Source organism: Variovorax sp. PEI5 (assembly GCF_056679935.1).
In genome coordinates this window covers 2499607-2513771 of record NZ_CM155257.1, presented here as the reverse complement: position 1 = coordinate 2513771, position 14165 = coordinate 2499607, and the positions used below count along the sequence as shown (strand labels likewise).

The window sequence follows — 14165 nt, the reverse complement described above, 5'->3', positions numbered from 1 at the left end:
CGCCTCGCCGGCGGCCCCGGGTCCCAGGCCGTGCCGCATGCGCGCGCGCTGGCACCGCATCGCCGACCGGCTCGCATGGCTGCTGCCGCACGATGTCGTCGCCGGCGTCGCGCGACTCGCCATCGCGGCCATCTTCTTCCTCTCGGGCCGCACCAAGGTCGAAGGCCTGCTCACCGTGACCGACGGCGCGCGGGCATTGTTCCGCCTCGAGTACCGGCTGCCGCTGCTGCCGCCCGACCTCGCGGCGCACCTGGCCGCCACCGCCGAACTCGTGTTCCCGGTGCTCCTGGTGCTGGGCCTGCTGACGCGGCTGTCGGCCCTGGCCCTGCTGGGCATGACGCTGGTCATCCAGGTCTTCGTCTATCCCGAGGCCTGGCCGACGCACCTGTCCTGGGCCGGACTGCTGCTCTACCTGATCGGGCGCGGCGGCGGCTGGCTGTCGCTCGATCGGTGGTGCGGGATCCGCTAGGCGGATGCGCCCTTCGAGCCCGTCGCGTCCACGGATCCTGCAGCGCCGTCCGACGCCTCGCGGCGCGCCCGGATCACCCCGTTCACCTCGGCCCCGAAGATCAGTGTCGTGGCGCTGATGTAGAGGAAGACGAGCGTCGCCACCACGCCGGCGAAGCTGCCGTAGAGCAGCGCCAGCTTGCCGACGCTGCCCAGCGTATAGGACAGCGTGGCGGCGGCGCCGACCCAGAACACGGCGCCCACGAACGCGCCCGGCAGCACCGTGTGGAGACGCTGGCGGACATCGGGCAGCCAGCCGTACATCAGCGCATAGAGCGGGAAGAGCGTGACGAAGGCCGAACCGTAGCGCACGCTGTTGCGCAGCCAGAACGCATCGCGCGCCATGCCGACATGGGTCTCGAGGAAACGCCACACATAGGGCAGCACGATCACGGAGCTGAAGACCGCCATCACGCCGACACCGACGATGACCGTGAAGAGCGTGACCTTGATGCGCGCCTTCCAGAACGGCAGGCCGCGCTCGATGCCATAGGCGCGGTTGAGCGCCGAGCGCACCGCCTGCAGGCCCGAGGACGAGGTCCAGAGCGTCGTCAGCAGGCCGATCGTGAGCAGCGCCTGGTTGCGCTGGGCCAGGACCTCGTCGATGACCGGCTGCACCGCATCGCGCACCACCTGCGGCGCATAGGCCATCACGCGGTTCACGAGCGCCGCGACGTCGCCCGGCTCGCCGACATAGCCCGCGGCGGCCGACAACAGCAGGAGCAACGGGAACATGGCGAGCACCGAGGAAAACGCCAGGCTGCCGGCCTGGTTGGCGCTCTGGTGCAGGATGTAGTTGCGGATGGCCGGCACGAGGATGCGCAGGCCGGGAGCGGTCAGGACGCTCCGCTTGACGCCGCGCCACGCGGTGGTCAATGAGTTCATGGATCGGGACGGGCGAAGGGCTGGAGGCGGGTACCGTGGATCGGCTTTTCCGCAGGCGAGGCGCCTGCGGGTCCATCGCTCGTCCGATTCGCGTCCGGGCGGACGCCGCGATCGGACGAGCACCCGTGAGCATGCCCGAGTCGCCTTCACCTCGTGGCGCGGCAGGTCGCCTCTCAGGTCTCCTTCTGCCGATAGCGAAGGGAATGGCGCGATGCCAGCGCCCGATCGAGGAACTTGCCCGCCTGGATGCCGGGAGCCTCGACGAACCTGAACAGCAGGGCGGAGATGCCCAGCAGCATGACGATGCTGCACAGCAGGCTGACCGCAGGCTCGGTGAAGGCGTGGCGGCAGAAGAAGAGGATCGGCGGATGGGCCAGATAGATCGAATAGCTGTGGCGCCCGAACCTCATGAACACGGGCATCTGGAAGAACCGGTACTGTCGAAAGATCAAGGGCACGCAGAACAGCACGAGGCCGATCGACCAGGAGATCAGCACGGTTGGGAAGTTCGATGTCTGGGACCTGTGATGCGAGAACGCGGTCCAGAGCATGAAGAGGATGCTCGCCACCAGGAGCGCCATCCAGGTCAGCGCGTCGCGTCGACCGATCTGGCGGATGTGGAGCTTGTAGCAGTAGTAGCCCAGGAGACAGACCCCCAGCATCCCCAGCCTCCCCAATGGCAGGCGGATGTCCATGACGAGGGAGACGGTGGCGACGCCGATGAACAGGGTGGCCGTCGCGATGGCCAATGCCCGGAGATCCCTCTGCAGGCCGAAGTGGAAGAGCAGTCCGAATGCGGCATACCAGACGATCTCGATGGTGAGGGTCCAGGAGCCCAGGACGAGGTCGGTATGTCGCAGGGGCTCCCACACCATGAAGAGATTTGACATCACGGTCGCCATGGGTTGGTTGCCGAGCGGCATCGGATAGGGGACGCCGAACATCTGCAGGACCAGACTCAGGCCGAGGAGACAGACGAACAGAGGGTAGAGCCTGAAGATGCGGCGGATCGCGAACGAACGCAGGCTCTTCGAGTGCTCCAGACTCCATGGGATCACGAAGCCGCTGACGAAGAAGAAGGTGATGATCCCGGCCTGCCCGAAATCCACCCACTCGTACCGGTAACCCAGCTTCGAGAAATAGCCCGTGCTCGCTCCGGCATGCGACACGAACACCAGGAGCGCGGCGATGCCGCGCGAGAAATCCAGGAAATCCAGTCGTTGATTTTCCATTGCGTGCTTTTTCATGGTTCGCGGCATCGCGCGAGATGTCGAGGTCGGACCGAACCATGGATCCATCGCTGGCAGGAGTCGACAGGATGAATCGATGAACAGAGGGGAGGATGACGACAAATTTATTATTTGTCCGGCCTCGCCATGGAGACATGAGCCCTCTTCTTAAATGAAGCGATCGACGGACTGGACTTGGCATGCAAGCCGGCGATGCGACCCGGTGACCGACCTCGCCGGAGCCAAAGCAAAAACCCGCCACGCCGGGAAGGCGTGCGGGTCGGTCGGAAAGAGAAGTAGGGGAAGGCGGGGAGAGGTATGCCCCGAAGCAGTGTCTGGTCCCGCCGCCAGGAATCGAACCTGGATCTCAGCCTTCGGAGGGCCGAATTCTATCCGTTGAAATACAGCGAGAGAGGGGACGCCGGCAAGGCCGGCAGCCTCGGATTATGACCGATCCGGCCGTCTTCAGGAGGCGACCGCCGCAATGACCGCGGCGGCGGCCTCGGCGGCCGGGTCGGACGTTGTCGCGGCGGTGCTGGTCGCGATGGCGGCCGGCTGCGCATCCGCCGCGTCGTCGAGGCGGAAGCCCAGCCCCGTCACGTACACGCCGAAGGCCTGCCGTCCCGTGCGCACCAGATCGAAGGCGGTCGAATCGAGCAGCCAGTTCTGGATCACGCCGACGATGAGCGCGTGCATGCCCAGGGCCGCCACGCGCGCCGGTATCGGCAGCCGCAGGTGCTGGCGCCGCGCGGCGAGCCGGAACGCCTTCTCGAAATCGGTGATGCAGCCCTGGCGCACGCTCAGGTGGCGCTGCCGCACCGACTGCATCTCCTGCGTGTACTCGACCTGGTGGGTCGCCACTTCCAGCACGCGCCGGACCTGGGCGTCGGAGGTCATCAGCTGGAGGGCGGCGACCAGCCGGTGCACGATCTCGCCGAGCGGATCGCCCGGCGTCGCGCCGGCGGCCTGGCTGGCGGCTTCGAGCGGCAGCGTGACGCGCTCCATCATCGCGTTGAACAGGTCGGCCTTGTCCTTGAAGTGCCAGTAGATGGCGCCACGCGTCGCGCCGGCCTGCTGGGCGATCTGCTGCAGCGAGGTCTGCGAGACGCCCTGGGCCTGGAACAGCACCTCGGCGGCGTCGAGCAGCCGGTTGCGTGTCGCGAGCGCTTCCTGTTTCGTGGAACGGGCCACTGTGCTTGTCTCCTGGTCGGTATCGATATCGGCGTCCACATCCGCACCCGTGCCGGATTCGCGGTCGTCCGAATATAACGCCATACATTCACGAATGTATGTAAACTAGCCGCCTTTCCCGTGGCCCCTGCGACCGTATCCACCCCGGTGGCGTTCCGTGTCGCACGTCTGGCCTCCGAGTCCGTCGTTTTCTAAGGAATCACATGCCGCACCTGCATGTCTCTCGTGGCCGTTCGCCGGCTTCCCGCCGCGTCGCCGGCAGCGTCGTCCTCGCCGCCGTGGTGGTGGCCGTCATGCTCGCGGGTTGCGGCAAGGGACCGGACAAGGCCGCTGCGGCCCCGGCGGGCGCGGCGCCGCCGCCGCCGGAAGTCGGCGTGGTGGTCGCCACGCCCGGCGACATCGGCCTCGTGACCGAATTGCCCGGTCGGCTGGAGGCCTCCCGCATCGCGCAGGTGCGCGCCCGCGCCGCCGGCATCCTGCAGGAACGCCTGTTCCGCGAAGGCAGCGACGTCAAGGCCGGCCAGCCGCTGTTCCGCATCGACGCCTCGCCCTATGCCGCCGCCGCGCAGAGCGCCCAGGCCAGCCTGGCGCGGGCCGAGGCCAATGCCGCCCAGGCCAAGGCGCTGGCCGAGCGCTACAAGCCGCTGGTCGAGGCCAACGCGGTGAGCAAGCAGGAATACGCCAATGCCGTGGCCGCGCAGAAGGCCGCCGAGGCCGACGTGGCCGTGGGTCGCGCCTCCGTCGCGACGGCCCGGATCAACCTCGGCTATGCCGCCGTGACGGCGCCGATCTCCGGCCGCATCGGCCGCGCGCTCGTCACCGAGGGCGCGCTGGTCGGGCAGGGCGACGCGACGCAGCTGGCGGTCATCCAGCAGATCAATCCGCTCTACGTCAACTTCACCCAGTCGGCCAACGACGCGCTGGCCCTGCGCCGCGCGATGTCCGAGGGCAAGCTCATGCGCGCCGGCGGCGGCGACGCGGCCAGCGTGCGCGTGGTGCTCGAGGGCGGCACCGAGTACGGGTTGCCGGGCAAGCTGCTGTTCTCCGATCTCACGGTCGATCCGACCACCGGCCAGGTCACGCTGCGCGCCGAGGTGCCCAATCCGAAGGGCGAACTGCTGCCCGGCCTGTACGTGCGGGTGCGCATCGAGCAGGCCCAGGTCAACGACGCCATCGCGCTGCCGCAGCAGGCGGTCACGCGCACGCAGCAGGGCGACACCGTCACGGTGGTCGGCGCCGATGGCAAGCTCAGCAAGCGCAACGTCAAGGTCGGCACCGCCCGGGACAACCAGTGGGTGGTGCTCGAAGGCCTGAAGGCCGGCGAGCAGGTGATGGTCGACGGCTTCCAGAAGCTGCAGATGATGCCCCCGGGCACGCCGGTGAAGGCCGTGCCGTGGACCAAGCCGGGCACCGCGCCGGCCGCAGCCGCAGCCGCGGCGCCGGCGGCCTCGGCACCGGCGACGGCGACGGCCCCCGCCGCGTCGGCCGCCAAGTAAGGAGCGCCTCCGCATGGCCAAGTTCTTCATCGATCGTCCCATCTTCGCGTGGGTGATCGCGCTGTTCATCATCGTGATGGGCGGGCTGGCGATCACCCAGCTGCCCATCGCGCAATATCCGCCGGTGGCGCCACCGGCGATCGTCATCAACACCGCGTATCCAGGCGCCTCGGCGCAGACGCTGGAGGACAGCGTGCTGTCCGTGATCGAGCGCGAGATGAACGGCTCGCCCGGTCTCATCTACGTCGAGTCGGTGGCCCAGGCCGACGGCACCGGCACCATCACGGTGACCTTCGAGACCGGCACCAATCCCGACCTCGCGCAGGTCGACGTGCAGAACCGGCTCTCGCGCGCCACCCCGCGCCTGCCGGCCGCCGTGACGCAGCAGGGCGTGCGCGTGGACAAGTCGCGCAACAACTTCCTGCTGTTCGCGATCCTGTCGTCCGAGGATCCCTCGATCAGCACGATCAAGCTGGGCGACTACGCCTCGCGCAACGTCGTGCCCGAACTCCAGCGCGTGCCCGGCATCGGCCAGGCCCAGCTGTTCGGCACCGAGAGCGCGATGCGCATCTGGATCGACCCGGCCAAGCTGCAGGGCTACAACCTGTCGCCGGCCGACGTCAACGCGGCGATCCGCGCCCAGAACGCCCAGGTCTCCTCGGGCTCGATCGGCGACCTGCCCAACATCACCGGCCAGAGCATCGCCGCCACCGTGGTCGTCACCGGCCAGCTCAGCAGCGTCGAGCAGTTCGGCAACATCGTGCTGCGCGCCAACGTCGATGGTTCGTCGGTGCGTCTGAAGGACGTCGCCCGCATCGAGCTCGGCGGCCAGGCCTACTCGACCTCGGCGCGCCTGAACGGCCAGCCGGCCGTGGGCATCGGCGTCCAGCTCTCGCCCACCGGCAACGCGCTGCAGGCGGCCCAGGCCGTGCGCGCCAAGATGACCGAGCTGTCGCGCTACTTCCCGCAGGGCGTCAAATGGGACATCCCCTACGACAGCTCGCGCTTCGTGAAGATCTCGATCACCGAGGTGGTCAAGACGCTGTTCGAGGCGGTGGCGCTGGTGTTCATCGTGATGTTCGTGTTCCTGCAGAACTGGCGCTACACGGTCATCCCCACCATCGTGGTGCCGATCGCGCTGCTGGGCACCTTCGCCGTGCTGTCGGCGCTGGGCTTCTCGATCAACGTGCTGACGATGTTCGGCATGGTGCTGGTGATCGGCATCGTGGTGGACGACGCGATCGTGGTGGTCGAGAACGTCGAGCGCATCATGGTCGAGGAGAAGCTCTCGCCGCTGGACGCCACGCGCAAGGCGATGAAGCAGATCTCGGGCGCCATCATCGGCGTGACCGTGGTGCTGATCTCGGTGTTCGTGCCGCTGGCCTTCTTCGCCGGCTCCACCGGCAACATCTATCGCCAGTTCTCGGCCGTGATGGTGTCGTCGATCGCCTTCTCCGCCTTCCTGGCGCTGTCGCTCACGCCGGCGCTGTGCGCCACGCTGCTCAAGCCGGTGGACGACGGTCACCACGAGAAGCGCGGCTTCTTCGGCTGGTTCAACCGCCGCTTCACGCGCACGGCCAAGGGCTACGAGAGCTTCGTCTCGCGCATGCTCAAGCGCGCCGCGCGCTGGCTGATCATCTACGTGGCGATCTGCGCCGCGGTGGTGGTGCTGTTCCGCGGGCTGCCGACGTCGTTCCTGCCGCAGGAGGACCAGGGCAACATCATCGTCAACGTGCAGCTGCCCCCGGGCGCCACGCAGGAGCGCACGCTGTCGGTCATGCAGCAGGTCGAAGGCTTCATCCTGAAGCAGCCCGAAGTGCAGAGCATGGTCGGCGTGCTGGGCTTCAGCTTCTCCGGCCAGGGCCAGAACGCGGGCCTCGCCTTCGTCACGCTCAAGGACTGGGACGAGCGCAAGGAGCCGGGCAGCAATGCCGAAGGGCTGGCGGGGCGGGCCTTCGGCGCGCTCTCCGGCGTGCGCGATGCCTTCATCTATCCGCTGAGCCCGCCGCCGATCCCCGAGCTGGGCAACGCCAGCGGCTTCACGTTCCGGCTGCAGGATCGCGCCGGCGCCGGGCACGAGGCCCTGATCGCCGCGCGCAACCAGCTGCTGGGCATGGCCGCCAAGAGCCCGCTGCTCGCGCAGGTGCGCCCCGACGGCCTGGAGGACGCGCCGCAGCTGCGCATCGACATCGACCGCGACAAGGCCAACGCCCTGGGCGTGACCTTCGAGGCCATCAACACGACGCTGTCGACGGCGCTGGGTTCGAGCTACATCAACGACTTCCCCAACCAGGGTCGCCTGCAGCGGGTGGTGGTGCAGGCCGACGCGCCGGCGCGCATGCAGCCGCAGGACCTGCTCAAGCTCAACGCCATGAACACGCAGGGCGTTCCGGTGCCGTTGTCGACCTTCGCGTCGACGCGCTGGATCACCGGTGCGCAGCAGACGGTGCGCTACAACGGCTACGGCGCCGTGCGCATCTCGGGCTCGGCCGCTCCGGGCTCCAGCTCGGGCGCCGCGATGGCCGAGATGGAACGCCTGGCCGCGCAGCTGCCGGCGGGCTTCGGCTACGAGTGGACCGGCCAGTCGCGCGAGGAGAAGCTCGCCGGCTCGCAGGCCATCATCCTCTACGGCTTCGCCATCCTGGCGGTGTTCCTGTGCCTGGCCGCGCTCTACGAGAGCTGGTCGATCCCGCTGGCGGTGATCCTGGTGGTGCCGTGCGGCGTGCTGGGCGTGCTGCTCGCGACGATGCTGCGCTCCTACTCCAACGACGTGTACTTCCAGGTCGGCCTGATCACCATCATCGGCCTGTCGGCGAAGAACGCGATCCTGATCATCGAGTTCGCCAAGGACCTGCAGGCGCAGGGCAAGGGGGTCGTGCAGGCGGCGCTGGAAGCGGCGCACCTGCGCTTCCGTCCGATCATCATGACCTCGCTGGCCTTCGGTCTGGGCGTGCTGCCGCTGGTCCTGGCCTCGGGCGCCGGTTCGGCCAGCCAGCGCGCCATCGGCACCGGCGTGCTGGGCGGCATGGTCACCGGCACGCTGCTGGCCGTGTTCTTCGTGCCGGTGTTCTTCGTCGTCGTGCGCGGTCTCTTCAAGGGCAGCAAGCGGCAGCAGGAAGTCAACCGCCGCCATGCCGAGGCCGCGGGGATCGAGCAAAGCCATGACTAGGAAGCCAACGATGACGTCTCTTCGCACCACGCTCGGCGCGCTGGCTGCCAGCTTCGCGCTGGCGGGCTGCTCGCTGATCCCGACCTACGAGCGTCCCGCGGCGCCCGTGCCCACCACCTTCCCGGGCGATCCGGCGCAGCCCGCCGGGCCGGCCGCCGCGACCGTGCCGTGGCAGGACTTCTTCGCCGACCCGCGGCTGCAGGGCCTGCTGGGCACGGCGCTGGCCAACAACCGCGACCTGCGCGTCACGGCGCTCAACATCGAGCAGGCCCGCGCCCAGTTCCAGGTCAGCCGTTCGGCCCAGTTCCCGGCGCTCAACGGCATCGCGACGGGGACCCGCCAGCCTTCGGTGCTCAATGGCGAGCTCTACAACACCTTCCAGGTCGGCCTGGGCGTGTCGGCCTGGGAACTCGACTTCTTCGGCCGCCTCGACAGCCTGAAGCAGCAGGCGCTGGCACGCTACCTGGCCACCGAGGAAGCCCAGCGCAGCGCGCAGATCAGCCTGATCGCCGCCGTCGCCTCCGGCTGGTACACGCTGCTGGCCGACGACGAACTGCTGGAGATCACGCGCCAGACGCTCGCCACGCGCGACGATTCGGTGCGGCTGACGAAGCTGCGGCTGGAGAACGGCGTGTCGTCGGAGATCGACTTCCAGCTCGCCAGCTCGCTGGCCGAGAACGCGCGCGCCTCCTATGCCCAGCAGCAGCGCACGCGGCTGCAGGACGAGAACGCGCTGGCGCTGCTGCTGGGCGCGCCGGTGCCGTCCTCGGCGCTGGCCGCGCCACAGGGCCTGGGGCGCCTGGACAACGCCCGGGCGCTGCCCGATCTGCCGGTGGGCCTGCCCTCCGACCTGCTGACGGAGCGACCCGACATCCGTGCCGCCGAGCAGCAGCTGATCGCCGCCAACGCCAACATCGGCGCGGCGCGCGCGGCGTTCTTCCCACGCATCTCGCTCACCGCGACGGCGGGCACGGTCAGCAACGAGCTGTCGGGCCTGTTCAAGGCCGGCACCAGCGCGTTCACCTTCGCGCCCCAGCTGGTGCTGCCGATCTTCAACGCCGGCGCCAATCGCGCCGGGCTGGATTCGGCCATCGCCGGGCGCGACATCGCCGTGGCGCAGTACGAGAAGTCGATCCAGGCCGCCTTCCGCGATGTCGCCAATGCACTGGCCGGCCGCCAGACGCTGGGCGAACAGGTGCGCGCGCAGCGGGCCCAGTCCGATGCCGAGGCGGCGCGCTTCCGCCTGCAGGATCTGCGCTATCGCAATGGCATCTCGAGCGCGCTCGACCTGCTCGACGCGCAGCGCTCGCTGTTCTCGGCCCAGCAGCTGGCGGTCCAGGCGCGATTGCTGGAGCTGCAGAACCAGGTCGCCCTCTACCAGGCGCTGGGTGGCGGCTGGAACGGTCGCTGAACGCACGGGCGTCTCCGGCCATGCGCCCGGAGACGCCGAGGGCCTCCCTATAATCGCCGGTCGATTCGAAGGTGCTTCCGGCCCAGGAGTCTGGACCCGGAAAGCCCAGCAGCCCCACGCTTGATTTGAGGACGCCATGAGCGCAGAACCGCACTACCAGGCCGCACAAGAAGCCCACACCGGCCCGATCAAGAACCCGAAGCAGCTTCTGCTCGCCGTCGGCATCTCGTTCATCGTTCCCATCCTCATCATCGTCGGTCTGGTCGCCTACGTGACATCGGGCAACAAGCCCGCTGGCGCGGCCACCGGCGACAACATGGCGCTCTATGGCGTGTCGCAGGATGCTCGCGACCGCGAGCTGGCCGATCGCCTGAAGCGCGTGGGCTCCATCGAGATCCGCGACGCCAACCGTGCCCTCGCCGCTGGCGAGACCGTGTTCAAGACGCAGTGCGTCGCCTGCCATGGCAGTCCGGGCATCCCCGGTGCGCCCCACCTGAACGACGCCTCCGCCTGGGCCCCCCGCATCGGCCAGGGCTATGCGACGCTGCTCGAGCACGCGCTCAAGGGCAAGGGCGCGATGCCGCCGCAGGGTGGTGGCGACTTCGAGGACCTGGAGATCGGCCGCGCGGTGGTCTACCTGGCCAATGCGGGTGGCGCCAAGTTCACGGTGCCCGAGCGTCCGGCGGCGGCCGCAGCCGGCGCCGATGGCGCCGCGATGCCGGCCCAGGGTGCCGCTTCCGGTGCCGCCACGGCCACCGACGCGGCGGCGCCCGGCGCGGCGGCTCCGGTGCCGGCGGCACCCGGCACGGCACCGACGGCGGCATCGACCTCCTCGGTCCCAACCACCGCCGCGACGCCCGCGCCAGCCGCCGGCCGCTGAGGCCGACGCTCCGGCATCGCAACCAGGGCCTCTCTCCCCGCAGCCGGCTTCCATGCCGGCTGTGTCGTTTCAGGACGCCGCGGGGCGGCGCGCGGCCGGACTCGGCACATACCCGAAACGCGCCGGCAGGTCCCCGGCGCGCGACTCCCGTGGCGCCGGCCAGCGGCCCTGCTCGATGGCATCGGCGGCCAGGCCGACATCCTGCGTGTGCACCAGTCCCAGGCCGAGCGCGGTCGCGACATAGAGCCGGCCGGTCTCGTCGAGCAGCACCGGCGCCGCGTCGGCCGTCAGGGCCCCGCCGGTCGGGACTGACGGCTGCTCGACCGCCAGGCCGGTGTGCGAGACGAGGTTGAAGTCGTCGTCCACGCGCCAGACCCAGGGCGCGGCCTCGAGCTCGACATAGACGCGCTGCGGACCGTTCTGGAAGAACCACTGGCCCTCCTCGTCGGCCGCGTAGTTGCGGTGGATGAACTCGATCAGCTTGTCATGCCGCAGCATCGAGCCCTTCGAGGCCGGGAAGGGGCCAGTGGCCTGCGCTCCGTCGTCGCGTAGGAACCAGTTGCCACGCGCATCGAGGCCGAGCCAGCCGTGGCAATGCGGAACGTTCGGCCACTTCGCGAGGGCCTGCCTGACGATGTCATCCATGAGGGCCATTGTGCGCGAGGCGTGCGGGCCCGTCCTGCCGGGCGAGCCAGTCGCCTACACGCTCGGGCAGGCCGCGCACGTGGCCCGGCGGCAGGCCGAGCGGAAAGCCGACGTGGCCGCCATGGCGGGGTTGCCACAGCGTGACGCACGGGCCGACCTCGCCCGGCCGCGGCAGGCTCGCCGCCGGCACGAAGGGGTCGTTGGCCGCGTTGACGACCAGCGTCGGCACGCGCACCGCATGCAGGTGCGGCCCGGCCGAGCCGCGCGACCAGTAGTCGTCGGTGTCGCGGAAACCATGCAGCGGCGCGGTGAAGACATTGTCGAAGTCGCGCAGGTCGCGGGCCGCCAGCAGGCGCTGGCGGTCGAACAGTCCCGGATGCTGGGCCAGCTTGGCCAGCGCCTTGGGCTTCATGGTGGCGAGGAACATGCGGGTGTAGACCTGGCGGTTGAAGCCGCGTCCCATCGCCGCCCCGCCGGCCAGCAGGTCGAGCGGCGCCGAGACGGCGGCGAGCGCCCGCACCGTCCGGCGCGCCGTCGTGCCGGCCTCCTCGGCCCAGCGCAGCAGCGCATTGCCGCCCAGCGACACGCCCATGGCGCGCAATGGCGGCGCCGAGGCGCCCGCATCGGGCGCCAGCCGCGCCGCGAAGCGGGCCAGGATCCAGCCGATCTCCTCGTGGTCGCCCGAGTGGTAGGCCCGCGGCGCAAGGTTGATCTCGCCGCTGCAGCCGCGGAAGTGCGGCACCGCGAAGTCCCAGTCGCGTGCCGCGGCCCACTCGGCCATCGCCTGCGCATAGTGGCTGGCCGAGGAGCCCTCCAGGCCGTGGAACAGCACCAGCAGCGGCCTCGAGCCGGCGGCCGGCGGTCCGGCCTCCCGGGCGCGCGACAGGAAATCGACATCGATGAAGTCGCCATCCGGCGCCGTCCAGCGCTCGCGCCGGAATGCCGGCGGAGGGCCGGCGGTGTGGCGCGAGAACAGCGCCGGCCAGATCGTCTGCAGGTGGCCGCCCGGCAGCCAGCGCGGCGCGGCATAGCGCAGGTCGGGGGAAATGTCGCGTTGGAGCGGGGAGGAAGGCAAGGAAGGGGAGGGCATGTCCGGCACGGAAATCGGATTCTGCCTCCCCCGGTCCCGGGAACGCCGGCTATGCTGCCCTCCGGCAATCTGTCCACCAAGGGAATACATCCATCATGAAACGCTGGCTCCTCTCGCTCCTCGCGTCCTTCTCGCTGCTCGCGCTCACCGGCTGCGGCTACAACGACTTCCAGCGCCTCGACGAATCCAGCAAGTCGGCCTGGAGCGAGGTGCTCAACCAATACCAGCGTCGCGCCGACCTGGTGCCCAACATCGTCGCCACGGTCAAGGGCGAGGCCGCCTTCGAGCAGGAGACATTGACCCGCGTGATCGAGGCGCGCGCCAAGGCGACCTCGATCCAGGTCACGCCCGAGACGCTCAACAACCCCGAGGCCTTCAACCGGTTCCAGCAGGCCCAAGGCGAGCTGTCGAGCGCGCTGTCCCGGCTGATGGCGGTGTCCGAGCGCTATCCGACCCTGCAGGCCAACCAGGGCTTCCGTGATCTGCGCGTGACGCTCGAGGGCACCGAGAACCGCATCACCGTGGCGCGCAACCGCTACATCCAGACGGTGCAGGAATACAACGTGCTCGCGCGCAGCTTTCCGACCAACCTGACGGCCAAGATCTTCAGCTACGCGCCCAAGTCGAACTTCAGCGTGCAGAACGAGGCCCAGATCTCGACGCCGCCGGCGGTCGACTTCAACAAGAAATGAGTTCCTGGTCGCGTTCCCGCGCCGTCCGGCTGGCCACCTGGCTGCTGGCGGCCTGGGTCGGACTCGCGGGCGCCATGGCCTGGGCCCAGGGCCTGCTGCCGGTGCCCGCGCTCAGCGCCCGGGTGATCGACACCACCGCCACGCTCGACGCCGCGCAGCGCCAGGCATTGGAGGCCAAGCTGGCCGGCTTCGAGCAGAGGAAGGGCAGCCAGATCGTCGTGCTGATGGTGCCCACCACGCAGCCCGAGGACATCGAGAGCTATGCCAACCGCGTCGCCAACGACTGGAAGATCGGACGCAAGGCGGTCGGCGACGGCGTGCTGGTGATCGTCGCCAAGGACGACCGCCGCATGCGCATCGAGGTCGCCAAGACGCTCGAGGGCGCGGTGCCCGACCTGGCGGCGGCGCGCATCATCGACGACGTCATGAAGCCGCGCTTCCGCGAGAACGATTTCGCCGGCGGGCTCGATGGCGCGGCCGACCAGCTGATCGCCCGCATCGGTGGCGAGGCGCTGCCGGCGGTCGAGTCGCCCCGGCCGACCCGCGGGGCGCAGGGCGGCTTCGGTTTCGACTGGGAGAGCCTGGCGATCTTCCTGTTCTTCGGCGTGCTGGTCGGTGCCCCCATCGCGCGCCGCATCTTCGGCGCCAAGCTGGCGCCGGTGGTGATGGGCGTGGGCGCCGGCGCGCTGGCCATGGCGGTCACGGCGACGCTGGTGATCGCCGTGCTGGCCGGCGTGGTGGCGCTGGTGGTGACGTTGCTGGGCGGCCTGGCGGGCTTTCCGGGCGGTGGTGGCCGGGGTGGCCGGGGCGGTGGCTTCGGCGGCGGTCTCGGCGGTGGCCTGGGGGGCGGACTCGGCGGCGGCTTCGGCGGCGGTGGCTGGGGCGGCGGCTCGTCGGGCGGTGGCGGAGGCTTCGGGTCCGGCGGCGGCGGCAATTTCGGGGGCGGCGGCGCCTCGGGAGGGTGGTAACG

Annotated in this window: 12 protein-coding genes and 1 tRNA gene; 7 read left to right on the top strand and 6 right to left on the bottom strand. The window is 69.7% G+C overall.

Features of this window, described 5'->3' with window-relative positions:
• Positions 1 to 37 precede the first annotated feature (37 nt).
• On the top strand, positions 38 to 469 hold the full coding sequence (locus AC1MLT_RS11560; protein ID WP_481034987.1) for a DoxX family protein: 432 nt from the start codon (positions 38 to 40) through the stop codon (positions 467 to 469).
• Here the strand turns inward: AC1MLT_RS11560 and AC1MLT_RS11555 are convergent.
• From AC1MLT_RS11555 to AC1MLT_RS11540, 4 genes are all read right to left on the bottom strand, one after another.
• Positions 466 to 1392 carry a YihY/virulence factor BrkB family protein gene (locus tag AC1MLT_RS11555; RefSeq protein ID WP_481032376.1) on the bottom strand — a complete coding sequence of 309 codons (927 nt, stop codon included), beginning with the start codon at positions 1390 to 1392 and terminating at the stop codon, positions 466 to 468. The genes AC1MLT_RS11560 and AC1MLT_RS11555 overlap by 4 nt on opposite strands.
• 173 nt (positions 1393 to 1565) lie before the next feature.
• The gene (locus tag AC1MLT_RS11550) at positions 1566 to 2624 is read right to left on the bottom strand and encodes an acyltransferase family protein (protein ID WP_481032375.1); all 1059 of its coding nucleotides are present in this window, start codon (positions 2622 to 2624) and stop codon (positions 1566 to 1568) included.
• A 333-nt stretch (positions 2625 to 2957) separates the two neighbouring features.
• Positions 2958 to 3032, bottom strand: a tRNA-Arg gene (locus AC1MLT_RS11545).
• Positions 3033 to 3086: 54 nt separating this feature from the next.
• Positions 3087 to 3812 carry a TetR family transcriptional regulator gene (locus AC1MLT_RS11540; RefSeq protein ID WP_481032374.1) on the bottom strand — a complete coding sequence of 242 codons (726 nt, stop codon included), beginning with the start codon at positions 3810 to 3812 and terminating at the stop codon, positions 3087 to 3089.
• Between the two features lie 203 nt (positions 3813 to 4015).
• Here AC1MLT_RS11540 and AC1MLT_RS11535 point away from each other — a divergent pair, with 203 nt between their 5' ends.
• From AC1MLT_RS11535 to AC1MLT_RS11520, 4 genes are all read left to right on the top strand, one after another.
• Positions 4016 to 5308 (top strand): efflux RND transporter periplasmic adaptor subunit, encoded by a 1293-nt coding sequence (locus AC1MLT_RS11535; protein ID WP_481032373.1) that lies wholly within the window; start codon positions 4016 to 4018, stop codon positions 5306 to 5308.
• A gap of 13 nt (positions 5309 to 5321) precedes the next feature.
• A complete protein-coding gene (locus tag AC1MLT_RS11530; RefSeq protein WP_481032372.1) occupies positions 5322 to 8477 on the top strand; it encodes an efflux RND transporter permease subunit in 3156 nt (1051 codons plus the stop codon).
• Between the two features lie 10 nt (positions 8478 to 8487).
• Complete coding sequence (locus AC1MLT_RS11525) at positions 8488 to 9888, top strand: efflux transporter outer membrane subunit (protein WP_481032371.1); 1401 nt, start codon at positions 8488 to 8490, stop codon at positions 9886 to 9888.
• 136 nt (positions 9889 to 10024) lie between these two features.
• Complete coding sequence (locus AC1MLT_RS11520; RefSeq protein ID WP_481032370.1) at positions 10025 to 10768, top strand: c-type cytochrome; 744 nt, start codon at positions 10025 to 10027, stop codon at positions 10766 to 10768.
• Between the two features lie 69 nt (positions 10769 to 10837).
• On the opposite strand, the gene AC1MLT_RS11515 is transcribed toward AC1MLT_RS11520, so the two are convergent.
• Both AC1MLT_RS11515 and AC1MLT_RS11510 read right to left on the bottom strand, forming a co-directional pair.
• The gene (locus AC1MLT_RS11515) at positions 10838 to 11413 is read right to left on the bottom strand and encodes a DUF2946 family protein (protein WP_481032369.1); all 576 of its coding nucleotides are present in this window, start codon (positions 11411 to 11413) and stop codon (positions 10838 to 10840) included.
• Entirely contained in the window at positions 11406 to 12503 is a 1098-nt protein-coding gene (locus tag AC1MLT_RS11510) for a YheT family hydrolase (protein ID WP_481032368.1), read from the bottom strand. Before AC1MLT_RS11510 ends, AC1MLT_RS11515 begins: the two co-directional genes overlap by 8 nt.
• Positions 12504 to 12598: 95 nt before the next feature.
• Here AC1MLT_RS11510 and AC1MLT_RS11505 point away from each other — a divergent pair, with 95 nt between their 5' ends.
• Both AC1MLT_RS11505 and AC1MLT_RS11500 read left to right on the top strand, forming a co-directional pair.
• Positions 12599 to 13195 carry a LemA family protein gene (locus AC1MLT_RS11505; protein WP_481032367.1) on the top strand — a complete coding sequence of 199 codons (597 nt, stop codon included), beginning with the start codon at positions 12599 to 12601 and terminating at the stop codon, positions 13193 to 13195.
• Entirely contained in the window at positions 13192 to 14163 is a 972-nt protein-coding gene (locus AC1MLT_RS11500) for a TPM domain-containing protein (RefSeq protein ID WP_481032366.1), read from the top strand. The genes AC1MLT_RS11505 and AC1MLT_RS11500 overlap by 4 nt, the downstream gene beginning before the upstream one ends.
• Positions 14164 to 14165: the final 2 nt, after the last annotated feature.

Coding starts and splice junctions, on each gene's coding strand:
- AC1MLT_RS11560 (WP_481034987.1), top strand. CDS start 38: ATGCGCGCGCGCTGGCACCGCATCGCCGACCGGCTCGCATGGCTGCTG.
- AC1MLT_RS11555 (WP_481032376.1), bottom strand. CDS start 1,392: ATGAACTCATTGACCACCGCGTGGCGCGGCGTCAAGCGGAGCGTCCTG.
- AC1MLT_RS11550 (WP_481032375.1), bottom strand. CDS start 2,624: ATGGAAAATCAACGACTGGATTTCCTGGATTTCTCGCGCGGCATCGCC.
- AC1MLT_RS11535 (WP_481032373.1), top strand. CDS start 4,016: ATGCCGCACCTGCATGTCTCTCGTGGCCGTTCGCCGGCTTCCCGCCGC.
- AC1MLT_RS11530 (WP_481032372.1), top strand. CDS start 5,322: ATGGCCAAGTTCTTCATCGATCGTCCCATCTTCGCGTGGGTGATCGCG.
- AC1MLT_RS11525 (WP_481032371.1), top strand. CDS start 8,488: ATGACGTCTCTTCGCACCACGCTCGGCGCGCTGGCTGCCAGCTTCGCG.
- AC1MLT_RS11520 (WP_481032370.1), top strand. CDS start 10,025: ATGAGCGCAGAACCGCACTACCAGGCCGCACAAGAAGCCCACACCGGC.
- AC1MLT_RS11515 (WP_481032369.1), bottom strand. CDS start 11,413: ATGGATGACATCGTCAGGCAGGCCCTCGCGAAGTGGCCGAACGTTCCG.
- AC1MLT_RS11510 (WP_481032368.1), bottom strand. CDS start 12,503: ATGCCCTCCCCTTCCTTGCCTTCCTCCCCGCTCCAACGCGACATTTCC.
- AC1MLT_RS11505 (WP_481032367.1), top strand. CDS start 12,599: ATGAAACGCTGGCTCCTCTCGCTCCTCGCGTCCTTCTCGCTGCTCGCG.
- AC1MLT_RS11500 (WP_481032366.1), top strand. CDS start 13,192: ATGAGTTCCTGGTCGCGTTCCCGCGCCGTCCGGCTGGCCACCTGGCTG.